The following is a 24,996-nucleotide window of genomic DNA, read 5'->3' as shown; positions in this document are numbered from 1 at the left end:
CCGGATAGCGAAGGTCATGTAATGCCGGATGGAAAACTTTATATTTATGGAAGTTTTAACTGACACATATTTCCGATGGGGACGAGCTGTATTTCGTTATGTAAAGAGTGAGAAGGAATGGACAGAAGTGGAACTGACCTGTGTAGGTAGCGGAACTGTGACGATACTGATGAACGGAAAGAATGCCGGAATTGTATCTGTATCAGAAAATGGAAAAGAAGAAGTATCCAGCGCGATTGTGACAGCAGCGCCAATCCGGATGTCGGCGGGAGTGTATGAATTATGTCTGAGATTTGAAAATCCAGAGAAACTGGAAATACTTTCCATAAGATTGAAGTAGCTGACTTTAAAAGTATATTCAGGAAAGATAAAAAATGTCGGATGTATAAAAAGAAATGTCGGAGAAATAAAATCAACATGAAAAAATGTCGGATTTCAAATAAGAAACAACATGGGATTATCTATGGAAAGGAAGTAAACTAGAATTATCTTAAAGAGAGGTAAGATAAAAAGAAACTTAAGGAATTAAGGAGAAAAGGAGAGTAAGACAATGGCTAATGAAAACACAACAATGAAGAAGCCGGAACAGGAAGTCAGTACTGCTTTTAAATGGTTTCATGCTACTTCTGTAAACGGAGGTGCAATGCTGATTGCAGCGGTACTTGCAAGTTATCTTTCAGTTTACATGACAGATACATTAAAAATTCCGGCAGCAATGGCATCAGGAATTATGTTTATCTCTACATTATGGGATGCGATCAATGACCCAATGATGGGGGTTATTGCAGACCGTACCAAGACAAGATGGGGACGTTACAGACCATATATTTTTGCAGCACCGATTTTGTTGACAATTTTTGCTACATTGCTTTGGATTGACTGGGGATTCGAGTCTACAGTTGCAAAAGCAGCATATGTATTGATTATGTATATCGGATATGGTATGACAGTAACAATGTATACAATGCCACAGATGGCGATTCTTCCGGCAGCAGTCAAAAATAATCAGACAAGAAATGCGATTATTACAATGGGTGCAGGAACATGTGCATTTATGTTCACAATCGGAAATACATTTACATTGAATATTACCGGATTCTTTAACAGCATTGGATTCAGCAATGGTTATGTTCCATTGATGTTGATTTGCGGAGTGCTTGCATTTATTTCTTTCTGGGGACTATTTGTTACTTCTAAAGGGCAGGAAAAATATCTGCAGCCGGCAGAAAAAGGAAATCCAATGAAGAGTATCAGTATGGTACTGAAGTATAAGGAAGTAATCCCGAATCTGATTGCATGGGTAATGGCTTCTATGGGATACGGAATGATGTTTGCAACATCTGTTTACTATATGATGTACTACTGGGCAAGACCGGATCTGATTGGTGCTTATATGGGAGTTATTTCCATCGGAGCATTAGTTTCTATGATGGTTCTTATGCCAATCGTATTGAAAATCTGCAAGTCAGGATCAAAAGCGTTGATTGTTTCACAGGCATTGTCAATCATTTGTTATGTACTTCTGTTCTTTACAGGAAAGACAAACTTTACATATCTTTGCGTGTTAACATTTATTTCATCTGGCTTCTCTGCTATGCAGAATGCATTGGTAAATGTACTTGTAAATGATACAATTGACTTCATTCAGTTGAAAGAGGGAAAATCTGCAAATGGTGTGATTGCATCGATTAAAGGATTTGCACAGAAATGTGGTAATACAGTAGTAAGTTCCGGTATTCTTGCAGTTCTTGCAGCATCCGGATATATTGCAGGAGCAATTGGACAGCAGCCGGAATCAGCGATGTTTGCTTTGAACTTCTTGAAATTCGGAGCACCATCTATCACAGGAATTATCTTAATTCTCTGTGTAGCTAAGAACCCGATTGCAAAATATGCAAAAGAAATCGAAGATATGAAAGCCAAAATGGATGCAAATGAGTAATAAGAAATAGTGTGTTGAAAAAGTCTCTCCGGAAACAGGGAGACTTTTTAACAAGAAAAGAGGAAAAGTTATATGAAAACAACAGCAGTAAATCCATATCTTCCTTTCTGGGAGACGGTTCCGGATGGAGAACCGCATGTATTTGGAGAAAGAGTCTATATATACGGAAGTCATGACCGATTAAATGGTACATCATTTTGTGAGGGTGACTATGTTTGCTGGAGTGCTCCGGTGGATGATTTGGGGAATTGGACATGCGAGGGGACGATTTATCGGAAGCATCAGGATCCAATTAACGGTGCACCGTACGAAAAGCAAATGCCGGAGTTTGAACCCAGCTTTTTCGGTGCAGGGACACGATTTCTGTATGCACCGGATGTAACCAAAGGACCGGATGGAAGATATTATCTGTATTATGCGTTGGATACAGTAAATATCATTTCAGTGGCAGTATGTGATACTCCGGCAGGACAATATGAATTTTTGGATTATGTCAGAAAAGAGGATGGGAGCATTCCGCAGGTGGGACGTTGGTTTGATCCGGCGATTCTATGTGAAGAAAGTGGAAATTATCTATATTACGGATTTTGCCCGCCAACGCGTTTCCCGGGAATGGAAGAATTGGATATTCCGGGCGGCATGATGATAAAGCTGGCTAATGATATGCATACAATCATCAGTGAGCCGAAATGTGTGGCAAATGGAGTCGGCACGGCGAAAGGAACAGCTTATGAAGCACATCCGTTTTTTGAGGCATCCAGTATCCGCAAATACGGAGAGTGGTACTACCTTGTGTATTCCAGCCTGCAGGGACATGAGCTATGTTATGGGATGGCAAAAACTCCAGAGGGTCCGTTTGAATATAAGGGCGTGATTGTATCTAATGGGGATATCGGTTATAAAGGAAATACACTTCCAGTGAATTATACGGGGAATAACCATGGCGGTCTTGTGGAAATCGGTGGAAAACATTATGTTTTCTGGCATAGACATACACATGGAATCGCATTTTCCAGACAGGGATGTGCAGATGAGGTGCACATACTGGAAGACGGAACAATTCCGCAAATTGAGATCACAAGCTGTGGGCTGAATGGAGAACCACTTCCTGCAAAAGGAAGATATCTGTCTTATATCGCATGTCATCTCACAGAGGAAGATCAAACAAAAGTAGGTCAGGTCGTAATGGGCGGTCCGGGGCAGCCAGTGCCGGAATTACCGGAGGAAATGCCGTATGTGACTGAGGAAGCCGATGCACAAGGGGAACATGGTCTAAAACCGTTTATACGGAACTTGAAGACTGGTGCTGTGGCAGGATATAAGTATTTCCGGTTTGACGGAGATGAGACAACAATCGCATTAGAACTGCGTGGATGCGGTACCGTAGAAGTACATCTTGATACTCCGGATGGAGAGAAAGTTGCAGAAGTTATAGTGGATTCATGCGATTGGAAGATTGTAGATACAAAAATGGAATCATGTGAAGCAGTTCATGCATTGTATTTTATTGTAAAAGAAGGGTGTATGGATTTTGCCGGATTTGAAATAACTATTTAATGTGTTAGCAGTTGTGGGGGGTGGCTTGGATATAGTAGCGGATTCGAGGGCATATACACCAGTAGTCTTTACAACTGCTAATGCATTAAATTAGTTAATTTGTCGAGAATGGCACAAACATGTTTTCGGTAGTCTGATTCTGTTTCCGATATTCCTGGGGTGACATTTTATAAGTCGCGCGGAATACACGAGAGAAATGATCTGCCGAGTTGTACCCGATCTGTTCGGCAATTTCACCGACCTTTAAGTTTGTATTCAGCAGATAATCGATAGCATCTGCAAGACGGAGCCGCTTGATCAGCTCAGTGAATGTATATCCTGTATTCTGCTTGATCAGTGTGCACAGATGTGGTTCACTGTAGTGGAAAAGCTCTGCAAGTGAAGACAAAGTCAGGGTTTGATAATTATGCTGTATATACTGTAATACAAGTGAAAAATCTGACCCCATTTCATAATTGTAGAACTGGATTGTCTGGCTGTAGTTCCGAAGCAGTGAAGAAAACATCAGATTCACATAGCTGATACAGCAGGCATTGCTGTACATATCTTGTTTGTAGGACTCAATCATCATATAACGAATATATTTTTTTAGAGCAAAATTATCCTGCGTAAAAAACTTCAGATAATTGGATTGATTTTCGCCCTGAAGAATCATACGGAAAAAATAGGATAACAAATCTTTCCGGGACATTAACGAAAAGAATGTTGTATCAAAGGTACTCTTACGGATACAGATTGTAAAAATTGTTGAATCGTCCTCTAACAACATATCATGAGCGGATCCGGGGGCAATGATACACAATTCCCCCTCGTGAAGAATATGTGTCTCGTTTTCAAAAATAAAAGTTCCATGACCACTGGAAACAAAATTAATCTCAAAATAATTATGTTTATGCTTGTAAGGGCGTGTATACCGAGGGTGTCGGATAACAAATACATCTCTAGTGTTTGGAATAAGTGCATTTTCCATAACAGTGACATCCAGTGGTGCACCACCGTACAAAGAAAGAGAAAGTGGAAGGGAGTCCACGATTCGATCAAAATCTTCGTCAGTCATATTTTCAAAATTTCCGGTTAAGGAGGGTGTGGGAGCTACTTCGGACAGGAGCCCTTTCTGGTAAAGATATGCTGTCATTTCCGGGAACTGCATACGGTTGCCGGTACGCTGATAATAGTCTTTCATGTGGTTTTGAAATTCTCCGTAAGTCATGTAGTATGGCATATGTAAACTCCTTATTGATAAAATAATATTGTGTTTTCTGTTTACAGATTCACGTAGTCGTGTATGGATGTATTGTATCAAAAAAACAAAACAAGAGCAAGATGACAGTATTAAAATATGTCGGATAGAAAAAAAAACTACATGGAAACCTTTCGAGATTAAACGTAAGATAAATATATGATGTGACTAATTGTGAATAATGAAAGATGAGGAGAAAATGATGTTTGATTTTAAGGCAAAGCCATTTTATTTGAAAGATGAGCAGGTGCAATGGGTAAACGATACATATGAAGGAATGTCTATTAAGGAGAAAATAGGTCAGTTATTCTGTCCAATCGTATTTACAAAAGAGGAGGATGAACTTCGCAAACTGGTGCAGGAAAAACATATCGGAGGAATGCTTTACAGAGAAGGTCCGGGAGAAGAACTCCGTCAGGCGCACAAGATATTGCAGGACGCGGCAAAAATTCCGCTTTTGACAGCATCTAATCTGGAATACGGTGGAAATGGATCAGCTGTTGAGGGAACATACTTTGGACGCGAAATGCTTGTGGCCGCAACAGGGGATACAGAAAAAGCGTATCAGCTTGGTAAGGTGAGCTGCAGTGAAGGTGCGGCGGTCGGTGTGAATTGGTCGTTTGCTCCGGTTGTGGATCTGGATCAGAACTATCACAACCCGATCACAAATGTGCGGACATTTGGAGATGATCTGCAGACTGTCATTGATATGGGAAAAGCCTATATTAAAGCAGCGGAGGAAGAAGGTGTGGCGACATCCGTAAAACATTTCCCGGGAGATGGCGTGGACGAGAGAGATCAGCATCTTTTGACAAGTGTCAATTCATTAAGCTGTGAGGAGTGGGATGCGACATATGGAAAAATCTATGAGGAAATGATAGAGGCAGGTACATTGACCGTAATGGCGGCACACATCGCAATGCCGGCTTATGAGGAATATTTCGACGGTAAACCATGTGAAAAGATTATTCCGGCAACATTGTCAAAGAATCTTATGATACATCTTCTGAGAGAAAAACTTGGCTTTAACGGACTGATCACGACAGATGCGACTCCAATGGTAGGTTTCTGTAGTGCAAGTGATCGTGCAACGGCAGTACCTTTGTCCATAGAAAACGGATGTGATGTCTTCTTGTTCAACCGGAATATGGAGGAAGACTATCGGTTTATGACGGAAGGATATGAAAAAGGAATTCTTTCAGAGGCTAGATTGGAAGAGGCAGTAAAACGAATTCTGGCAACAAAAGCGGCGATGAAGCTGCCGGAGAAAAAAGCGGAAGGAATTCTTGTGCCGGGACCGGAAGCTCTGGAAATATTGAAATGTGAGAAGCATGATGTGTGGGCAAAAGAATGCGCAGATCAGGGCGTTACTCTTGTGAAGGATACACAGAATCTTCTTCCGATTTGTGCAGAAAAGCAGAAACGTATTCTTTTGGAACTGATGGGAGACTTCCCGTCCAATGAACGAGTTTGGACATATTTTAAAGAAAAGCTGGAAAGCGAAGGGTTTGAAGTTACTGTATATGAAAACGAAGGCTTTGAGGTGCTGGAAGACACCGTAGAAAACTTCAAACACAGATATGATCTGATTCTGTATCTTGCCAATATAGAAACGGCATCAAATAAGACTGTATCCCGTCTGAACTGGCATACAATGTTTGGACTTGGAAATAATATGCCGTGGATGGTACATGAGATTCCGGCGGTATTTGTCAGCGTGGGGAATCCATATCATTTGTTGGATGCGCCTATGTTGAAAACATTTATCAACGGATATTGCAATTCGGAATATGTAATGGATGCAGTCATTGAGAAGATGATGGGAAGAAGCGAGTTCAAAGGAACTTCTCCGATTGATCCGTTCTGCGGAAAGATGGACCTGAAGTTCTAAAATCTGACAAAAATAAAGCGAGGAAGACATATATGAAAATAACGAACGTTAGAATAAATGGAATTGAGAATCCGGTGGGATTTCTTTATGAGCGGATTTCTTGTTCATGGAACGTTGAGGATACGGAGAGTCAGAAGCAAACCAATGTGATAATTGAGGTTAGTGAAAAAGTTTCTTTCGAGACAATTTTATACAAAAAGGAAGGCGAAAATCTATGCCAGAGCGGAGAAATTCTTGAGATGGAATTAAAACCTCGAACTACATATTATTATCGTGTCTTTGTGGAAGGAGAGCAAGGAGATCATGCGACAAGTAATGTGTGTACCTTTGAGACAGGAAAAATGGATGAAGCATGGGTCGGAGACTGGATTGCCTCGGCAGCGAAGGATACATTTCATCCAATACTGACTCGTACATTTTCTGTAAGCAAGTCGGTAAAAAGAGCCAGAATGTATATCTGTGGTGTGGGATTATTTGAGGCATATATAAACGGAGAAAAACTGGGTAATGAATATCTGATGCCGTACATCAATCACTATGAAACGAATCTTCAGGTGATGACACTTCCGGTTGCAGTGGAACTTCTGAATGAAGAAAATGATTCAAAGGAAGAAAGCAGAGATATTCAAATAGATATTTTGCTCGGAAAAGGCTGGTATATGGGTACATTCGGTCTTGAAATGAAGGAACATAACTATGGGGATCGTATGGCTGCAATCGCAGAAGTGTATTTGGAATACACCGACGGAAGTGAGGAAGTGATTGCGACGGATGAAACATGGAATTACTGTGGATCAGATATTGAAGATTCCGGTATTTATCTGGGTGAAATTTTGAACCGTCAGCTATGGGAAGAACAAGAGAATCCATTGAAACAGGTGGAGGTATTGAAACATCCGGAAGCAGAAGAAGGAACGAAAAATCTAGAAAAATCACATTTAAGTGACCGGCTCAGTCTTCCTGTTATTGTAAAGGAACAAATAGAGGTACAGGAGATTATTCAGACTCCGGCGGGGGAAATTGTGTTGGATATGGGGCAGAATTTTGCCGGATTTGTAGAATTTACAGCGGATTTTCCGGCAGGGACAAAGATTGTACTGGACTTTGGAGAGATTCTTCAAGAAGGCAATTTCTACAATAAAAACTATAGAGATGCAGTCTCTCAGTTTGTTTATATATCGAATGGAACGAAAGAAGTGGTACGTCCGCATTTTACATTCTACGGATTCCGCTATGTGCGCGTGACCGGATGGCCGGGAATGCCGGAACAGGATGCATTTACCGGAATGGTGATTTATTCAGATATTCACAGAACAGGATATATACAGACAAGTAATCCGAAAATCAATCGTCTGTATGAAAATACTGTCTGGGGATTGAAATCGAATTTCATTGATATGCCGACAGATTGTCCGCAGAGGAGCGAACGATTGGGTTGGACCGGCGATGCACAGGTATTTGCACCGACGGCAAGCTATCATATGGACACAAGAGCATTTTTCCACAAGTTTGCAAAAGATCTGAGAGATGAACAGGTTATGCTGGATGGTGGAATGCCGAATTTCCTGCCGAACCCGGGACATAAGGAAAGTGCCGGAAGTGTGTGGGGAGATATCGCAACATTTTTACCGAATACAATGTATACATATTACGGTAACCTGGATGAAGCTGAGTATTGTTATCCGATGATGAAGGACTGGGTGGACGCTATTGAACGCAAAGATGCTACACGCGGTGAGCGGAAGTATTTGGTTGATTTCGGCGACACCTTCGGCGACTGGCTGGCATTGGACGGTTCGACACCGACCAGCTTCAAGGGGAGTACCGATGATGTGTACATTTCGACGATGTATTATTACCGTTCTGTCCAGATTGTGCGTGAAATGGCAGAACGCCTGAAGAAGTGTGAAGATGCAGCGTATTACTTTGAAATGGAAGAGAAAATCAGACAGGCAGTTTTCCGTGAATTCTTTACACCGAGCGGAAGACTTGCTATCGACACACAGGCGGCTTATGTAGTTGCATTAAAATTCGGGATATATATTGACAGGAATAAAATCATTGAACAGTTCAAGCTTCGTCTGAAAAAGGATTTGAATCAGATTAAATGTGGCTTTGTCGGAGCACCGCTTCTGTGTACAGTGCTTGCAGAGGCAGGAGAATATGAACTTGCATATGATTTTCTGCTCAAAGAAGGATTCCCAAGCTGGCTTTACAGTGTGAATCTGGGCGCGACAACCATCTGGGAGAGATGGAATTCCGTGATGCCGGATGGAACAATCAGTGATACGGGAATGAATTCCCTGAATCATTACGCATATGGTTCCGTTATGGAATTTGTGTATGCACATGTAGCGGGAATTCGTCTGTTGGAGCCGGGATTTAAGCGTGCTGTAATCGCACCGCATCCGGATATCCGTCTGAGAAATGTTGCCTGCACCTATGAGTCGGTGAATGGTTCTTATGTATGTGACTGGAAGATAGAAGAGGATGGTATGTTCACAGGCCATATTGAGATTCCATTCAACTGTGAAGCAGAGGTAGAACTGCCGGGATATCCGGAAGGAAAACAAATATTGGGGGCGGGAACTTATGATTTCAGCTACAGGCCTGAAGAGGATTTGAGAAAGCCGTACAGCAGGGAAACAACACTTGGAAGACTTGCACAGGATTCGAAGGCAATGGGAATACTTGGAAAATATGCACCGGCACTTGCAGGAATCGCTGCATCAGGAGATCCGGAAATGGGAGCGAAATCTTTGGAGGCACTGTCTCATATGGGATTTCTGCCGTTTGATCCGGCACAGTTGGAGACTGCAATTGAGGAAATCAGAGAATTGATCGTAGAATAATTACGCAGTAGTTTGAGTTTTAGCTGACCCAAAATCAAGTGGAGTAGGAACAGATAGAAAAAATGAGGAAGATATTAAATATGAAAGCATTTATTTTTGATTTAGACGGAGTAATCGTATTCACAGATAAATTTCATTATCAAGCATGGAAGAAAATGTCGGATGAGATGGGAATCTATTTTGATGAGACAATTAATAATCGTCTCCGTGGTGTAAGCCGGGCAGAAAGCTTGGAGATTATTTTGGAACGATATGAAGGAAAACCATTGAGTGCAGAGAAAAAAGCAGAGCTAATGGAAGAGAAAAATAATACCTATCGTGAGTTACTTGCAACAATGACACCGGCTGATGTATCTGATGAAGTCAGAGAAACATTAAAAAAACTGCGTGAAGCCGGATTTAAATTGTCTATCGGATCTTCCAGTAAAAATGCAAGATTTATTTTGGAAAAAGTAGAATTGCTGGATGCATTTGATGCAATTTCAGATGGAAATAATATTACGCATTCAAAACCAGATCCGGAGGTGTTCATCAAAGCAGGTGAGTTCCTAGGAATTGAGGCAAAAGAATGTGTTGTAGTAGAAGATGCTTATGCGGGAATTGACGCAGCAAAGGTAGCAGGTATGACAGCGGTAGGTATCGGGGACGCAGCAAGCTATGAGAAAGCGGATTACAAGATATCAAAGTTTGACGAATTACTGAATATTTGAAAAAGGGAGACCAGCTATGAAAATAAAAGAGTTAGTTAGTCAAATGACATTAGAGGAAAAGGCAGGGATGTGTTCGGGACTGGATTTTTGGCATCTTAAGTCAGTTGAGAGGCTGGGAATACCAAGTGTTATGGTAAGAAACAGTCAGTAAAAAGTGAAAACAAAGAAACGGAGTCGAATATGATATGATTTTATACCAGATGTTTGAATTGAAATTTCACGGAGAAGAACCAGTTGGCTCACAGGTTGATGTTGATGTGTCAGCTGAATTTACATGTGGAAGTATTACAAAAAAAGTAAAAGGTTTTTATGCAGGAAATGGAATATATAAAGTGCGTTTTCTTCCGCAGCAGGCCGGTACATATGACTGGAAGGTGACCGGTGTGGTCAGCGGAGAGGGGCAGGAAGTGTGTACGACAGAAAATGCAGGACACGGTCTTGTGAGAGCAGTAGATACACATTTTGAATTTGAGGATGGAACTCGTTATATTCCGTTTGGAACTACAATTTATGCATTGATTAATCAATCGGAAGAATTAATTGAAACAACGCTAGACAGTCTTGAAAAAGCACCGTTTAATAAGCTTCGTCACTGTGTATTCCCAAAACACTATGACTATAATCACAATGAACCACAATATTATGCATTTGAAAAAGATGAAAATGGAAAATGGGATGTGAATCGTCCTTGCTTTGCATTCTGGGATCATTTCGAAAAGATCCTTGCAAGACTTTCAGAATTGAAAATTCAGTCGGATTTAATTTTATTCCATCCATATGACAGATGGGGCTTCTCAGAATTGTCAAGAGAGGAGAATCACGTTTATCTTGATTATTTGATCCGAAGACTTGCTTCCTATCCGGATCTTTGGTGGAGTATGTCAAATGAATATGATCTTGTATTCTCGAAGACAATGGATGACTGGTACGATATAGAAGAATATGTTGCGAATGAAGATCCATACGGACATCTCCTTAGCAATCACAACTGTTTTGGATTTTATGATTTTACAAGAGAGAATATTACACACTGCAGTATTCAGATTTCATTGCTATATAAGGCCGCCGTCTGGATTGAACAGTATTGTAAACCAGTGATTTATGATGAATGCTGTTATGAAGGAAATCTAGAATTGGCATGGGGGAATATTTCTGCGCAGGAGATGACATCGCGCTTCTGGAAAGCTTATGCAGTAGGTGCATATGCGACACATGGTGAAACGTATCTGTCAAATGATGAGATTCTGTGGTGGGCAAGAGGTGGCAGACTTAAAGGGCATAGTCCAGAAAGAATTGCATTTCTCAGAGAAGTGATGGAAAGTATTCCGGGAACATTAAGACCATGGCATGCAATGCCATATCTTGGAGAGAACGCAGCAGATGATATAGCGAAATATGGCAGTCTGATGGAGAGTCCATTCTTCAATCTGATGAAAAGTCTTCCACAGGAAGTCAAAGATCAAGATGCAGAAAAGATGACACAGTATACGGGACAGAGTGAGAGGGCATTTATTCGTTACTTTAATGCAGAATGCTGTGCACAGTATCATATGAGTCTTCCGGAAGATAAAGATTATAAAGTAGAGATTATCGATACATGGGAGATGACAAGAGTGACATTTGCAGAACACGCAAGTGGGCAGATTGTAGTTGAACTTCCGGGGAAAGAAAGAATGGCAGTATTAGCAATTGAAAACTAGCAAGGCGAAATGGCTCGACTGGCAGGCACAGGGAACCCGTGTGACTCAGAACTTTTTTCATGACAACACAGTGCCTTTTTTGCGTGAGGACGCTGAACCTGGATTGGAACTTTTCCAGGCTATGGGTGAAGACGTATTTATTGAAGTATCTCATGGCCCGACACTTTTGGACAACAACATTTTTCTTTCAGCAAGAGCAGTAAAACTGGACACGCAGGGTGTTGCATTTGTACATAATCTGATTGGTGGTTCTTTGACCACTGGGAAGATGATTTGTACTGAAACGCTGGGTATGGCTTTTGAACCGGAACAGTATTTTGAAAATCCAGATGGCACACTAATTACTTTTAATGAGGATTATTTTGGCTCATTCCGAAATAAAATTCCGACGGTTGGGCCTTTGGAAAAATCAAACGTTAAGAAAAGCGAAATTATTCTGGCTAAAGATATTTTTTAATAGAAAGAGGGGAGTTGAGGGGACTGCTGGCTGTACAGCAGATTTTCAGTTCTATATCAGGACGGAAATCGAAAGTGAAATACGTCTAAAATCGAGGGTATGGGGAAACGAAATCCCGATCAAGAAAAAACATGAAGAAACAGGGAGCCCAAGGAAATACTGTTAAACATGGGTGGATCTTGCTCTTAGTGTTTTAGAAACTTTATTGATAAATGAAAATACTAAGAGCAAGATCCACCCGGTAATACAATATCCCATTTTATGGGATTTGTATTCTGACCGTGTTGTACTCTTGATGGGAAATCCCATACCCGAAAAGATAAATATTGGTTCACATGGCATGTTCACAACTTCGAAATAAATCGAAGAAAAATGCATATTCAGACAAAAATGGAAGACTTTCATTCTGACGAGTGGAGGTCTTCTTTTTATGCTTAAAGGAAGAAATCAATTTATGCATTTTAAAATTTTTCTACATAAGGTTGTAAAACAGCCCTTCAGGCTTTCTATAGGTGAAAGCAATTAACAAAGAATGTAAATCAGAAGGAGGACTTTATGGATGGAGAAAACAAGTTTTATTAGTGCAGACACAAAGCTACCGTTGTATTTGCCATTTCCAAACTATTTGTTGCAATTGGATATTAGTCAGACGGCAAGGGTGCTGTATGCGTTGCTTTTGAACCGGGCAACATTATCTCAGAAGAATGAGTGGGTGGATGAGCGAGGGCGAGTTTTTATTGTGTTTCCGATTGAGGAACTGGCGAAAGAGATGCGCAAGGGTAGGACAACAATAAAGGCAGCATTGAACGAATTATCGGGAGCAGGATTGTTTGAACGTATCAGAACAGACTTTGGTTACTAATAACTGTACTAAAACAAATTATAACAGTAACAAAAGAGATATCAGGTCAATGGATTATACATTTGAAGAGGGAGAGAGTTTTTGATGAGAGAAGAAGAGAAAGATTTTATTGGAAAAGATGGATTACTTTATTGTGGTGTTTGTAAAGAACCAAAAGAAGCCTTTTTGCCGAAAGAGATTCGCTTTGGACATTTTGACAGACATCCATCTATGTGTGCCTGTATGAGAGAGGAAGTAGCGAAAGAGGAAAGCAGAGCCAGAAAAATGGAACACCATAATACAATGGAGCGGTTGAAATCAAGGCGCTTTCAGAATAGGAATATGCTGAATTGGAGATTTGAAAATGATAATGGGATGAATGAAAAAATTGAGCTAGCAAAAACCTATGTTGAAAAATGGGAGTCCGTAAAAGAAAAAAATCTTGGATTGTTTCTGTGGGGAAGTGTTGGTACAGGGAAGAGTTATATGGCTGGCTGTATTGCCAATGCATTGTTGGACAAAGAGGTTTCCGTCCATATGACAAACTTTGCGAAAATATTAAACGATTTACAAGCTAAATATGATGGACGGAATGAATATATTAATTATCTTTGTGGTTTCCAATTGCTCATTATTGACGATTTAGGGGTTGAACGAGGCACAGAGTATGGGCTTGAACAGCTTTATAATGTGGTTGATTCCAGATACCGTACCAGGAAACCATTCATTGTTACTACCAATTTGACATTGAAGGAAATAAAGAATACGATAGATTTAAGTTATAAGAGAATTTATGATCGTGTGCTCGAAATGTGAGGAGGATGTGCATATGTAAGAAATCCCGATTTGGGAAAAAACAAATTTAACAATACGTGGGGCTGCGGAGTATTCTAATATTGGAATTAACCGGATTGAGGAGCTGTTGAAGCAACCGATGTGTAGCTTTGTATTGTATGTTGGAAAGAAAAAGTTGGTAAAAAGAAAAGCATTTGAAAAGTTCTTGTCGGAATCTTTAGTATTATGACCAAATTATGGAAATTATTGAAAATCTGATAATTTACTTTTGGGGCTTAATATGTTACATTATAACGTAGGTATTAAGGCTCTTTAGAACGAAAGGAGCTTTTACCATATGGGAAAAGATTTAAAAGGAAAAGAGCTAGGTGTCGGAATATGCCAGCGACCAGATGGATATTATGTTGGGAGATTTACGACCAAATACGGAAAACGTAAACAGAAATTATTCCGAAAGTTACAAGAGTGCAGACAATCCTTAAGAAACAGAAACAAAAGAATGCTTGTTTCAAATTAATTCCAATAGAATGGTCAGAGTTTGTATTTCTATGTAAAAAAGGCACTCCGGTAAAAAATAGCACTTATGATACCATGCTGTTCAAACTGTGTGATAAAATCGGGATTCCAAGATTTTCGATGCATGTACTTCGACATACATTTGCGACCAGATGCATTGAAGGAGGAATGAAACCAAAGACTTTACAGACAATTTTGGGACATTCCAATATTGGGATTACCATGAATTTGTATGTACACACGACAGAAGATGAAAAGCAAAAAGAGATTGAAAAAATCGCAGCATCGCTCAAAGTGGTGTAAACTGGTACATAAATTGGTACATTACCAAATTGAGTGAGCGCAAAACCCAGTAAAATAAAGCAATTTAAAAGGAGATAGATGAAAGATGAAATTAGGAATCGTTGGATTACCGAATGTTGGGAAAAGCACATTGTTTAACTCATTGACAAAGGCAGGGGCGGAGTCTGCGAATTACCCGTTCTGCACGATTGATCCGAATGTGGGCGTCGTAACAGTGCCGGACAAGCGTCTTGACGTGCTGGGAGAAATGTACCACACAAAAAAGATCGTTCCCGCGGCCATCGAATTTGTAGATATAGCGGGCCTTGTAAAGGGAGCATCCAAGGGGGAAGGCCTGGGAAACCAGTTTCTCGCAAACATTCGCGAGGTAGATGCGATTGTGCATGTGGTGAGATGTTTTGAGGACGGCAATATCGTACATGTGGATGGCAGCATTGATCCACTGCGCGATATAGAGACGATCAATCTGGAACTGATCTTCTCCGATCTCGAGATACTGGAGAGAAGAATTTCAAAAACCACAAAGGTAGCAAGAAACGATAAAGCAGCGGCAAAAGAACTCGGTCTTCTGGAGCGGATTAAAGAGCACCTGGAAGAGAATAAAATGGCAAAAAGCTTCGGCACAGACGATGAAGACGAGCAGGGCTGGCTGGAGAGCTATAACCTGCTGACCCGCAAGCCGGTTATCTTTGCGGCAAATGTAACCGAGGACGACCTGGAAGATGACGGAGCCTCCAACGCTGGCGTGCAGGCAGTGCGTGAGTACGCAGAGCGCGAAGAGTGTGAGGTATTCGTGGTCTGTGCCCAGATCGAGCAGGAAATAGCGGAGCTGGATGACGAAGAGAAAAAAATGTTTTTGGAAGATTTAGGATTAGAAGAGTCAGGACTGGAAAAACTGATAAAAGCCAGTTACCATCTTCTGGGCCTGATCAGCTATCTGACGGCCGGTGAGCCGGAAGTCCGCGCATGGACAATCAAGCGCGGCACAAAAGCGCCGCAGGCTGCCGGAAAGATCCACACCGATTTTGAGCGCGGATTTATCCGTGCAGAAATCGTAAGCTATGACGACCTGATGGCTTGTGGGACACATGCTGCGGCCAAAGAAAAAGGGCTTGTCAGACTGGAAGGAAAAGAATACGTAGTACAGGACGGAGACATTATTTTGTTTCGGTTTAATGTATAGGGTTCAGACCCCTCTGAACAATCCTACAGGAAGGGAGCATAGGACATGCATTATAATATAAATTTCCCGCATTTGGGAATTCATCTGGAACACGTAGAGAAATCGATTACTGTTTTCGGATTTGAGATTGCTTTTTACGGGATTATCATCGGATGTGCGATTCTGATTGGTTTTTTGATAGCCACATCTGAGGCGAAGCGGACGAGGCAGAATCCGGAGGATTATCTGGATATGGGTATCATCGGCGTTGTCTGCGGCATTGCAGGTGCAAGGCTGTACTATGTTGTATTCTCCTGGGATATGTATAAGGATAATCTTCTCGATATTCTGAACCTCCGTGAAGGCGGGCTGGGGATCTATGGCGGCGTGATTGCGGCGGTGATTACGGTAATCATCTGCGCGAAGGTCAAACGCCTGAATGCGCCCCAGATATTTGATACGGTGGCATTAGCGATCCTGAACGGACAGATGCTTGGACGCTGGGGGAATTTTTTCAACCGGGAGGCGTTTGGAGAATATACAGACAGCCTTTTCGCGATGCAGCTGCCTTTGGACGCGGTGCGGGACAGTGATGTGACGGAGACGATGAGGGCCAATATGCAGGTGGTGGATGGCGTCAGCTATATCCAGGTCCATCCCACATTTCTGTACGAGTCGGTCTGGTGCCTGATTTTGTTTATTATTTTGTTTCTTTACAGAAAGCATAAGAAGTACGAAGGGGAACTGTTCCTGCTGTATTTGTTTGGATATGGGCTGGGAAGAGTGTGGATCGAAGGACTGAGGACAGACCAGCTGTTAATTCCTGGGATTGGGTTCCCGGTTTCACAGCTGCTGGCCGGGCTGATTGTTGTTGTAACCGGCGGCCTTCTGATTTATCTATGGCGGAATCATAAGCGGATGCCTTTTCTGAGGAGCGGGAGGAAATATGAACCGCTGCCGGATAAACCTGTGGGGAAGAAACGGCCGAAGGCGAAAGACAGGCTGTTTAAATAGGAGTCGCTAAATAAAGGAATAGCCGCCAGCCTCCTAAGGGCACATATGCCGTTGCGAATTGCGGACACAGTCCTAAGACATTCTAAGAAGGAGCCAGCCACGAAAGTGGGGCACGGGATGGCACATCACGAGAAATCCGATGATTTCCCGCGCTGGGCCATCCGCATTTATGATTCGGAATCATAAATGCTCCCCACTTTCGCGGCTGGCTCCTTCTAAGAATTTCTAAGGTCTGCTTTAGCAATTCGCAACGGTATATGTGCCCTTAGGAGGCTGGCGGCTATCCCTTCATTTTGCTGGGTGCATCCAATCGGCAGAAAGATGGTATCTGGTTTATTAGTAGAGGCAGATTTGAACGGATATAGTGCCGTATGGGGGAAGTGAAGCAGATTGTAGATGGATCGAAAGAGATGCTGGATGCAACGCTTTCATGTGACGGACTGAAAGTAGCTGCAATGCTGGAAAAGATCCATGACCGGGAAATTCCGTTTCTTGAATATAATGATGAGAATGCACTAGCTTGTTTCATTACGTTAAGTTATTTATATGCAAGGAAGGATTACAGAATCGAACGGGAAGCCAAAAGTGGCAAAGGATACTGTGACTATCTTTTTATACCAAAGAAAAAAGGAAGAACAGCGATCATTCTTGAGTTAAAAGTAGATGATACCCCGGAGAATGCAATTTGTCAGATAAAACAAAAGAACTACATGCAGAAAGTAGAAGAAAGCAGCGAGATTTTACTGGTTAGGATCAGCTATGATAAGAAAGTAAAAAGGCATCAGTGCCTTATTGAAAAGTATACTACTAAATGACAGGCAAAGATGTGAAATGTAAGCACAGGCAGTGGATAAAAACATGTAAAAGTCCCGAATGACGGTTGTTGTTTGGGGCTTTTTTGCTGTGATATAAATAAAAAACGTATTTCTAAGTATTCGTCAGAATACATATAAAGTTGATATTAGTGCTTTGAAGGAACGAGGTACCGCATCCCATCGGATTCCCATATATTTCCCTTCGTAAAAAATTATTACGGGACGAAAGTGTTATGCTATAATTATAAAAAACCCCGGAGGCGGTCATGAAAAAGAAAAGTATCTGGATAAGCGCAGTTATTATCATTTGTCTTTTATTCTGGCTGGTTGTGAATTGCTTTGACTATGGCGCAGAGAAAAGGAAAAAGAGCGTTCAGGTAGCAGTATCGTTCAGCGATACAAAAAACGCACGGACAACTGCCATATGGCAGGATGTTTTGGAGAATCTGGAAAGGCAGGGCTTTACAGTCGCGTGGAGAGATGCAGATGCCGATATAGATAAGCAGAAACACGATATACAGGAATTATTAGAATATGAACCGGAATACCTGGCAGTTATGCCTGTGAAAACGATAGGGCTCGAAGAAAGCCTGCGCCAGGCGGATCAGGGAAAAGCAAAGATTATCATGCTGGACAGGCTGGCCGACAACATAGAAGACGTCTCTATTATGGCAGAGATCAGAACCGATGCACTGTGGGAAGGGGAAGCCTGTGCGGATCTTCTGGCACAGTTTTTTGACGGCAGAGAAGGAAAGATTCTGGAAGTACGCGGAGAAAATGGCTCATCCATTAACAGGATGCATAATATCGGATTCAGAAACCGATTAAGCAAGTACGGCAATCTGGAAATCACGGCAAGCACGGAGGGGAATGGGGATCGGGGAACCGCCAGGAATAATGTCATGAGTTTTCTTTTAAACCATCCGGATTCAATCGACGCTATCTTTGCCAACACGGATGAAGAAGGCATTGGAGCGGTTCATGCCTTGGAAGAACTGGGGCTTCGGGAACAGATTACCGTAGTCTCAGTGAATGGGATCAAAGATGTAAAAACAGCGATACAGGCAGGCGGATATTATGGCTGTGTCGAGGCATCTCCATATCTGGGGAGAGAACTGGCGGAACTGATCGCTAAAGACATGCAGGGGGTACAGACCCAGAGCAGCATGGTGACAAGGGGAAATGTATTTACTGTAAGTAATCTTGATGAAATGCAGGGGTATTAGAAGATGAAGAGAAAATCAATCCGGGACAAGCTGTTGAAGAACTTTGCGCTTTTTTCCCTGATACCGGTCGTACTTTTTTGTATCGTAATGCTGCTTTACATATCTGCAAATGTGCAGGAAAAAAGAAAGAATGAGATAACCACGAATCTCGGGAATCAGGCGGCCCAGCTGGATAAGCTTCTCCAGCAGGCCTATCAGATCGGTCAGACGATAGCGGGAGATGAAGTGGTTAACCGGGAATTATCGCGGAATTTTTCAGACGCGCAGGAACTTCATGAGAGTGAAATAAAGCTGAACAGTTTATTGTTGGGGACATCCGGGTATTTTGATGAGGCCATCAAGATCTACATTGTCGGAGAAAATGGCGGCGTATATAAGGACAGCCCATACTCACTCCAGGAAAAAGATTATAAATCCCAGGACTGGTATAAGCTGATAAAAGAGATAAAGGAACCAAACTGGTTTGAACTGCACAGTGAATCCTTTTTTGTCAGTACGGCCGAAACGGAATTTGTCTCTCTGGCAATTCCGGTAACGGCAGAGAAAACAGGCCGTATGCTGGGCAGTGTGATGGTAGAAGTGGCGGTATCGGATATTCTGCGCAACAGCAAGTATCAGGAGGAACGTGGAGAATTATACTTGTTTTACCCGGACACACAGATCAGAATCAGGGATGGACAGGTGAAGCTCTATGACGATGACAGAGTTACGCTAATTTGTGAAAATGGTATAGCGGGCCATGAGGAAGTGGTGGAAGAAATGCCGGAAGTTCTGGAGGCGTCCAGGTTTCTGACATACTGGAAAAAAGATTTTCCGGAAAAAGATTTTGGAACCATCTCGAAGTTTATTACGGCCTACCAGCAGCTCCATACAAATGACTGGATTATCGCCTATTACATGCCTCAGGCTGCATACTACAGTCTTTTGATCAACGTGCTGGCGGTGTCGGTTATCGTAACCATCCTCCTGATTGTGATAGGCGGGTACATATCTTACCGAGTGGCCGGCAGCATCACCAGGCCGATTCTGTCCCTGAAGAAGTCCGTGGAAAAGGTGCAGGAGGGGAATTTTGAAATAGCGGTTACATGTGAATCAGAGGACGAGATTGGGGAGCTGGGGAGCCAGTTTAATGTCATGGTTGTGGAAATACGGAACCTGATGGAGCGCATTCAGAAGGAACACGAGCGGCAGCGCCACTATGAACTGCTTCTGCTTCAGGCACAGATCAATCCCCATTTCTTATATAACACGCTGGATTCCCTTATGTGGCTGATTCGCATGAACGAACAGAGGGACGCAGAGAACATGCTGGAGGCCCTGACCCGTTTCTTTAAAACGGGTTTAAACAATGGCAGGGAAGAAGTGTCCCTTAAATATGAAATCTCGAATGTTGAAAGCTACCTGACGATTCAGCTTATGAGATATAAGAAGAAGCTTTCATTTTCCATATATCTGGAGGAAGACATCAGGGATTTTTTACTCCCGAAGCTAATCCTCCAGCCCCTGGTAGAAAATTCGATTTACCACGGAATCAAGGGGAAAGAGGACGGAGGGAAGATCCGGATTGACTGCAGGAGAAAAAATGGGAGAATCGTTCTTATGGTGGAAGACAATGGGCTTGGAATGCCAAAGGAACGCTGCCGGAAAATCCAGAGACAACTTTCGGAAGGGTTTGTGGAGGAATCTGAGAGCTACGGGCTTACCAATGTGAACGAGCGGCTGAAGCTTTTCTTCGGAGCTGCGTGCAGGATGAAGGTTGAGAGCAAAGAAGGGGCAGGGATGAAAGTTCTGATCGAGATAAGAGAGGAGCGTATGCATGTATAGATTGGTGATCGCAGACGATGATGAAATACAGCTGAAGGGAATGTGCTGTGCGTTTCCATGGGAGGAGCTGGGGATTGAAGTGGCAGCCGGAGTCGAGGATGGGGATCAGGCGCTGGAAGCAGCGATTGAAAAGCAGGCGGATATCCTTCTGACAGATATTAAGATGTCAAATATGGATGGGCTGCACCTGACGGAACAGATCAAAAAGCAGTGTCCGGAGATTCAGGTGGTCATTATGAGCGCTTATGATGATTTTCAATTTGCACAGAAGGCGCTGCGGCTGGGCGTGGACGATTATCTACTGAAGCCGATTGACCTGAGCCAGCTCCGGGAGACGATGAGGCAGATTGTATATCAGAAAAATGAAAAGAAACGGGCGGAGACTCTGAGAAAACATAGCAGCGGACTGGAAGAAATCGTGCTTGAGGACGAAAAGATCCTGGAGGAAACCTTTTTTAAGAACGTTCTGAACCAGAAATACACAAGAGAAGTGTGCCGTAAACTGGAGAAGCCTTTTCAGAAACAGGAGAGTCAAAAGTGGCTTGTTATGGAGGCCATGTTTGACGATGATGAGAAGGAGACGGAAATAAACCAGATCGTGAAGAGCGTCTGCCAGATGCGCGGATACCAGTATATCTGTAGTTTTGGACACAGTCTGATCTGCTGCTGGGGCAGCGGGGAAAGGATAGAAGCGGATGCCGGCAGCTTCAAAGAAGAATGCAGAAAGAGGATACGGGAGAGAAATATGCCAGCCACAATATCATTTATCATGGGGCCGGCGGTATCGGAGTTATACTACCTGGGTCTGTCGTACGAAAAAGTCCGCCAGATATGCAGCTACCAGTTCAGCGAGGAAAAGGGCAAGGATTTGACGGAGAAAGATCTGGATAAATATTTTGACCAGCATCATACCGTAAATAAAAGTCTTGTGGAATATCTGGCAAAATTAGTTCTGATGGGAAATACGGAGATGATCCATGAGTATGTGGAAAGGCTGAAAAATAACCTGAGGTATACAGGAAGTGATTCTTTGCTGATGCTGTCTTTTTCTCTGAGTTCCATATTAGGGGAGCTGGGGAAAACCCAGCAGCTTGCAGAAACAGGTGAAGCCGGTCTGGATGAAGTATACCGTCATGTGATCAAACAAAAAACGCTGGACGATGCAATGGAGCTTCTGGAAACGGAACTGATAAAGATGGCTGAGCGTTTCAAGGCCGGAGATGCCATATCCAACGATCAAATGATCAAGAAGGCATGTGAGTATATAGAAGAGCATTTTGCCGAGCCGGGCCTCCGGATTGGAGAGGTTGCCGGGCATACGGGCTTAAGCCCCAATTATTTCAGTTCGGTCTTTACGGAAGTGACAGGGGAAAGTTTTACAGATTATCTGATCGGCAGAAGGATGAAAGAGGCCCAGCTGCTCCTGACGAACTCCGATTATAAGATCCAGGAGATTGGCTATATGTCTGGATATGATAATCCCGCTTATTTTAGTGCGGCTTTTAAGAAATATACGGGAGTCAGTGTTTCACAATATAAAAAAATGATTAAAGGAATCGGGGGCGGAGAGAGCGTATAGCATCCGCCTTCTTTTTTTAGGGAACCCTGGCTGAATGTTTATCTTAACCCGAAATCCGTTCAATATGAAAGAGAGTATGATATCTAAAGTTTATCGTATGATATTGGATTATCAGATTGGACAATGAAAATTATAATAGAACTATCTTAAATAGAACTGTTTCATATAGGAAGGAGAAAATTTATGAAAAAGAAAGTTTTAAGTATTCTGGTAGCGGCGGTGATGGTGATGTCCCTTGGGGCATGCAGCCTGGTGAAGACTTCGGATGATTCAGCAGGAGGTTCTTCCGACACGAAAGAGAAAAAGGACGGAACCCTGAAGGTAGGGTATACCGTACAAAGCATGGAAAATGCGTACTTTGTTTCCATTGTGGAGGGGATGAAGGCTGCGGCCAAGGAAAAAGGAATCGATCTGGTAGTTGCAGATGCTGAGGCAGATGCATCAAAGCATATCAGCCAGATTGAAGATTTTGTATCTCAGGGTGTGGATGCCATCATCATCAGTCCGGTGGATCAGGAAGCGCCTGCAGATGCGGTAAAGAAGGCTCAGGAAGCAGGGATACCGGTTATCAGCCTTGACCAGGAAGTAAAGGGTTCGGATGCATTTTTCGGCATCGATGAAGAAGAATACGGACGGCTTGGCGGAGAGCTTGCAGGGCAATGGCTGAACGAGAAAGAAAGCGACGGCACAATCGACGATATTGCAAACGATAAGGGCGAGATTGAGGTCGTGGTTGTCCGCTATGACCAGATACCGTCAGTTATCAAACGTGCAGACGGCTTAAAACAAGGGCTGGAAGACACTTATACCGGCGACAAGAAGATCAACTATGTCTACGAGCAGAACGCCGCGGATGCCGATACAGGTTACAACCTGTCCGAAACAGCCTTAACGTCCAATCCGGGTGTTTCAATGTTCATCTGCATCAACGATTCCTCCGCGCTGGGCGTATACGAATCCTGTCTCACACATAAAGAGCACACACCGGACAATACCTGTATCATCGGTCTGGATGCACTGCCGGAAGCGCTCAAGCTGATCTCCCAAGATACAATGTATCAGGGAACCGTAGACATCAAGCCCGCCGAAAAAGGTGCGGAAGTATTGGATTTAGTACAGGATGTATTGGAAAACGGACCGAAATCAGAACAGATCGTCTATGAAATGAGCCAGGTAACAAAAGAGAACATTGGGGATTATGATATTGAATAGGCGCTGAAAATCAACTGTATATTTTAAGAAAATTCTGAAAATGGAGGGCAAAGGGGTCTGACCCCTATGAATGATGGAGCAGAAAATACTTGAATTAAGACATATTACAAAGCTTTATCCCGGTGTTGTGGCCCTTGATGACGTCTCCCTGGGGTTCTCCCGGGGAGAGGTGCATGCGATTGTCGGTGAAAATGGAGCAGGCAAATCTACCTTTATTAAAGTGATTACCGGAGCTATTGCACCAACGCAGGGGACGCTCATATTTGAAGGAAAACAAATCGAGGACAATACGCCACAGAAATCGATGGCGCTGGGGATCACGGCGATCTATCAGGAGCTTAATCTTCTGAAACACTTGTCTGTGGCAGAAAATATTTATTATAACCGGTACCGAAAAAAAAGAGGGCTTATTGATTTTCGTGGGATGGAAGAGGATGCGGCAAAGGTTTTAGACAGACTTGGCGTGAAGATAGATCCTAAGATGCTGGTCAAAGACCTGTCGGTCGGTTATCAGCAGCTAGTGGAAATCGCAAAGTCACTTTCACAGGATGTGAAGGTTATGATTATGGATGAGCCGTCCGCTGCTCTGACAAACAGTGAACTGGAGTATTTGTTTGAGATTGTAAAAACCCTGAAGCAGGAAGGCATGGCAATCCTGTACATTTCACACCGTATGGAAGAAATATTTCAATTGTGTGATAAAGTTTCTGTTTTCCGTGACGGGCATTACATAAAGACAATGGATGTAAAGGACACCACACAGGAAGAACTGATCCGGCTGATGGTAAACCGGGAATTAAATGATACGTTTCCGGAATTTATTCCGGATAGAGGCGAAAAAGTTCTGGAGGTCCAAAACGTATGTACCGAGCTTTTAAAAGAGGTATCTTTTGAGGCCTACCGCGGTGAAAGACTTGGGTTTGCAGGGCTGGTCGGCGCAGGTCGTACAGAGACGGCAAGGGCGGTATACGGGGCGGATAAGATGCAGAAGGGAGAGATCCGGATCAAGGGACGTTCCGTAAATATCCAGTCTCCGGAGGATGCCATAAAACATGGGATTGCACTGATTCCCGAGGACAGGAAGCAGCAGGGGCTGTTTTTGAACATGTCTGTAAAAGATAATATCAGTTTTGTATACGCACCCCGGATTACAAATGTTCTTGTGTTGATTAACGGAAATAAAGAAGAGGAAGCCTGCCGGCAGCAGATTGAGAAGCTGACCGTAAAAACTCCGACTATGCGGCAGCTTGTCAAGAACTTAAGCGGCGGAAACCAGCAGAAAGGTTACTATTCACAGTCGATTTAGCGTTCATTCTTTAGGAAGCTCGTAACAGAGCTTCTTTTTCTTTGCCATAATGCA

General features: G+C 42.7%; 20 protein-coding genes and 2 pseudogenes. 21 read left to right on the top strand and 1 reads right to left on the bottom strand.

All coding sequences use genetic code 11. The features are described from left to right. Nucleotides 1–46: 46 nt before the first annotated feature. The 3 genes from GKG43_RS13635 to GKG43_RS13625 all read left to right on the top strand — a co-directional run bounded on the left by GKG43_RS13635 (nucleotide 47) and on the right by GKG43_RS13625 (nucleotide 3,499). Nucleotides 47–340: a hypothetical protein gene (locus GKG43_RS13635; RefSeq protein WP_083486996.1), complete on the top strand. Its 294-nt coding sequence runs from the start codon at nucleotides 47–49 to the stop codon at nucleotides 338–340. 210 nt (nucleotides 341–550) lie between these two features. Then, nucleotides 551–1,942, top strand: a complete 1,392-nt coding sequence (locus tag GKG43_RS13630) for an MFS transporter (RefSeq protein WP_055150607.1) — start codon at nucleotides 551–553, stop codon at nucleotides 1,940–1,942. A 72-nt stretch (nucleotides 1,943–2,014) separates the two neighbouring features. Continuing rightward, entirely contained in the window at nucleotides 2,015–3,499 is a 1,485-nt protein-coding gene (locus GKG43_RS13625; protein WP_055150604.1) for a family 43 glycosylhydrolase, read from the top strand. 94 nt (nucleotides 3,500–3,593) lie between these two features. Here the strand turns inward: GKG43_RS13625 and GKG43_RS13620 are convergent, their stop codons facing one another. Continuing rightward, nucleotides 3,594–4,721 carry an AraC family transcriptional regulator gene (locus tag GKG43_RS13620; RefSeq protein ID WP_129879198.1) on the bottom strand — a complete coding sequence of 376 codons (1,128 nt, stop codon included), beginning with the start codon at nucleotides 4,719–4,721 and terminating at the stop codon, nucleotides 3,594–3,596. A 220-nt stretch (nucleotides 4,722–4,941) separates the two neighbouring features. On the opposite strand from GKG43_RS13620, the gene GKG43_RS13615 reads away from it, so the two are divergent. The 18 genes and pseudogenes from GKG43_RS13615 (at nucleotide 4,942) to GKG43_RS13530 (ending at nucleotide 24,942) form a co-directional block, all read left to right on the top strand. Next, nucleotides 4,942–6,630, top strand: coding sequence for a glycoside hydrolase family 3 N-terminal domain-containing protein (locus tag GKG43_RS13615; RefSeq protein ID WP_055150598.1), 1,689 nt, complete (start codon nucleotides 4,942–4,944; stop codon nucleotides 6,628–6,630). 32 nt (nucleotides 6,631–6,662) lie between these two features. Further along, on the top strand, nucleotides 6,663–9,482 hold the full coding sequence (locus GKG43_RS13610) for an alpha-L-rhamnosidase (RefSeq protein ID WP_055150595.1): 2,820 nt from the start codon (nucleotides 6,663–6,665) through the stop codon (nucleotides 9,480–9,482). An 80-nt stretch (nucleotides 9,483–9,562) separates the two neighbouring features. Next, the gene (gene pgmB, locus GKG43_RS13605) at nucleotides 9,563–10,192 is read left to right on the top strand and encodes a beta-phosphoglucomutase (protein WP_055150592.1); all 630 of its coding nucleotides are present in this window, start codon (nucleotides 9,563–9,565) and stop codon (nucleotides 10,190–10,192) included. Nucleotides 10,193–10,208: 16 nt separating this feature from the next. Beyond that, nucleotides 10,209–10,334 (top strand): annotated as a pseudogene (locus GKG43_RS23370) (beta-glucosidase-related glycosidase); the annotation flags it as partial. A gap of 43 nt (nucleotides 10,335–10,377) precedes the next feature. Continuing rightward, nucleotides 10,378–11,892 carry a DUF5060 domain-containing protein gene (locus tag GKG43_RS13595; RefSeq protein ID WP_055150589.1) on the top strand — a complete coding sequence of 505 codons (1,515 nt, stop codon included), beginning with the start codon at nucleotides 10,378–10,380 and terminating at the stop codon, nucleotides 11,890–11,892. Beyond that, nucleotides 11,882–12,349: a hypothetical protein gene (locus GKG43_RS13590; protein WP_055150586.1), complete on the top strand. Its 468-nt coding sequence runs from the start codon at nucleotides 11,882–11,884 to the stop codon at nucleotides 12,347–12,349. Before GKG43_RS13595 ends, GKG43_RS13590 begins: the two co-directional genes overlap by 11 nt. A gap of 577 nt (nucleotides 12,350–12,926) precedes the next feature. Then, a pseudogene (locus tag GKG43_RS13585) lies at nucleotides 12,927–13,193 on the top strand (replication initiator protein A); the annotation flags it as partial. A 102-nt stretch (nucleotides 13,194–13,295) separates the two neighbouring features. Beyond that, on the top strand, nucleotides 13,296–14,006 hold the full coding sequence (locus GKG43_RS13580; RefSeq protein WP_173020109.1) for an ATP-binding protein: 711 nt from the start codon (nucleotides 13,296–13,298) through the stop codon (nucleotides 14,004–14,006). A 22-nt stretch (nucleotides 14,007–14,028) separates the two neighbouring features. Beyond that, nucleotides 14,029–14,214: an excisionase gene (locus GKG43_RS13575; protein WP_083486995.1), complete on the top strand. Its 186-nt coding sequence runs from the start codon at nucleotides 14,029–14,031 to the stop codon at nucleotides 14,212–14,214. 236 nt (nucleotides 14,215–14,450) lie between these two features. Further along, nucleotides 14,451–14,804 carry a tyrosine-type recombinase/integrase gene (locus GKG43_RS13570; RefSeq protein ID WP_242857505.1) on the top strand — a complete coding sequence of 118 codons (354 nt, stop codon included), beginning with the start codon at nucleotides 14,451–14,453 and terminating at the stop codon, nucleotides 14,802–14,804. A gap of 85 nt (nucleotides 14,805–14,889) precedes the next feature. Next, a complete protein-coding gene (ychF, locus tag GKG43_RS13565; protein ID WP_055150580.1) occupies nucleotides 14,890–15,987 on the top strand; it encodes a redox-regulated ATPase YchF in 1,098 nt (365 codons plus the stop codon). A 45-nt stretch (nucleotides 15,988–16,032) separates the two neighbouring features. Beyond that, entirely contained in the window at nucleotides 16,033–16,980 is a 948-nt protein-coding gene (gene lgt, locus GKG43_RS13560; RefSeq protein WP_055150577.1) for a prolipoprotein diacylglyceryl transferase, read from the top strand. 371 nt (nucleotides 16,981–17,351) lie between these two features. After that, nucleotides 17,352–17,795, top strand: a complete 444-nt coding sequence (locus GKG43_RS13555) for a PD-(D/E)XK nuclease domain-containing protein (protein WP_055150574.1) — start codon at nucleotides 17,352–17,354, stop codon at nucleotides 17,793–17,795. Between the two features lie 266 nt (nucleotides 17,796–18,061). Beyond that, nucleotides 18,062–19,021 (top strand): substrate-binding domain-containing protein, encoded by a 960-nt coding sequence (locus GKG43_RS13550; protein WP_055150571.1) that lies wholly within the window; start codon nucleotides 18,062–18,064, stop codon nucleotides 19,019–19,021. A gap of 3 nt (nucleotides 19,022–19,024) precedes the next feature. Next, nucleotides 19,025–20,845: a sensor histidine kinase gene (locus GKG43_RS13545; protein WP_055150568.1), complete on the top strand. Its 1,821-nt coding sequence runs from the start codon at nucleotides 19,025–19,027 to the stop codon at nucleotides 20,843–20,845. After that, nucleotides 20,838–22,424: a response regulator gene (locus tag GKG43_RS13540; protein WP_055150565.1), complete on the top strand. Its 1,587-nt coding sequence runs from the start codon at nucleotides 20,838–20,840 to the stop codon at nucleotides 22,422–22,424. Before GKG43_RS13545 ends, GKG43_RS13540 begins: the two co-directional genes overlap by 8 nt. 183 nt (nucleotides 22,425–22,607) lie before the next feature. Beyond that, complete coding sequence (locus tag GKG43_RS13535) at nucleotides 22,608–23,636, top strand: sugar ABC transporter substrate-binding protein (RefSeq protein WP_055150562.1); 1,029 nt, start codon at nucleotides 22,608–22,610, stop codon at nucleotides 23,634–23,636. 70 nt (nucleotides 23,637–23,706) lie between these two features. Then, a complete protein-coding gene (locus tag GKG43_RS13530; RefSeq protein WP_242857500.1) occupies nucleotides 23,707–24,942 on the top strand; it encodes a sugar ABC transporter ATP-binding protein in 1,236 nt (411 codons plus the stop codon). Nucleotides 24,943–24,996 lie beyond the last annotated feature (54 nt).

Source organism: Eubacterium sp. BIOML-A2 (assembly GCF_009680135.1).
In the GTDB taxonomy this organism is placed as follows: Bacteria; Bacillota; Clostridia; order Lachnospirales; family Lachnospiraceae; genus Faecalicatena; species Faecalicatena contortus_B.
Note: the sequence above shows the minus strand (reverse complement) of the source record. Positions and strands in the feature narration are given on the sequence as shown.

Excerpts from the sequence above, each read along its gene's own strand:
- GKG43_RS13630 (WP_055150607.1), top strand. The coding sequence starts at position 551 with ATGGCTAATGAAAACACAACAATGAAGAAGCCGGAACAGGAAGTCAGT.
- pgmB (WP_055150592.1), top strand. The coding sequence starts at position 9,563 with ATGAAAGCATTTATTTTTGATTTAGACGGAGTAATCGTATTCACAGAT.
- GKG43_RS13610 (WP_055150595.1), top strand. The coding sequence starts at position 6,663 with ATGAAAATAACGAACGTTAGAATAAATGGAATTGAGAATCCGGTGGGA.
- GKG43_RS13550 (WP_055150571.1), top strand. The coding sequence starts at position 18,062 with ATGAAAAAGAAAAGTATCTGGATAAGCGCAGTTATTATCATTTGTCTT.
- GKG43_RS13540 (WP_055150565.1), top strand. The coding sequence starts at position 20,838 with ATGTATAGATTGGTGATCGCAGACGATGATGAAATACAGCTGAAGGGA.
- GKG43_RS13545 (WP_055150568.1), top strand. The coding sequence starts at position 19,025 with ATGAAGAGAAAATCAATCCGGGACAAGCTGTTGAAGAACTTTGCGCTT.
- GKG43_RS13620 (WP_129879198.1), bottom strand. The coding sequence starts at position 4,721 with ATGCCATACTACATGACTTACGGAGAATTTCAAAACCACATGAAAGAC.
- GKG43_RS13580 (WP_173020109.1), top strand. The coding sequence starts at position 13,296 with ATGAGAGAAGAAGAGAAAGATTTTATTGGAAAAGATGGATTACTTTAT.
- GKG43_RS13625 (WP_055150604.1), top strand. The coding sequence starts at position 2,015 with ATGAAAACAACAGCAGTAAATCCATATCTTCCTTTCTGGGAGACGGTT.
- GKG43_RS13555 (WP_055150574.1), top strand. The coding sequence starts at position 17,352 with ATGGGGGAAGTGAAGCAGATTGTAGATGGATCGAAAGAGATGCTGGAT.
- ychF (WP_055150580.1), top strand. The coding sequence starts at position 14,890 with ATGAAATTAGGAATCGTTGGATTACCGAATGTTGGGAAAAGCACATTG.
- lgt (WP_055150577.1), top strand. The coding sequence starts at position 16,033 with ATGCATTATAATATAAATTTCCCGCATTTGGGAATTCATCTGGAACAC.
- GKG43_RS13595 (WP_055150589.1), top strand. The coding sequence starts at position 10,378 with ATGATTTTATACCAGATGTTTGAATTGAAATTTCACGGAGAAGAACCA.
- GKG43_RS13615 (WP_055150598.1), top strand. The coding sequence starts at position 4,942 with ATGTTTGATTTTAAGGCAAAGCCATTTTATTTGAAAGATGAGCAGGTG.
- GKG43_RS13635 (WP_083486996.1), top strand. The coding sequence starts at position 47 with ATGGAAGTTTTAACTGACACATATTTCCGATGGGGACGAGCTGTATTT.
- GKG43_RS13535 (WP_055150562.1), top strand. The coding sequence starts at position 22,608 with ATGAAAAAGAAAGTTTTAAGTATTCTGGTAGCGGCGGTGATGGTGATG.
- GKG43_RS13530 (WP_242857500.1), top strand. The coding sequence starts at position 23,707 with ATGATGGAGCAGAAAATACTTGAATTAAGACATATTACAAAGCTTTAT.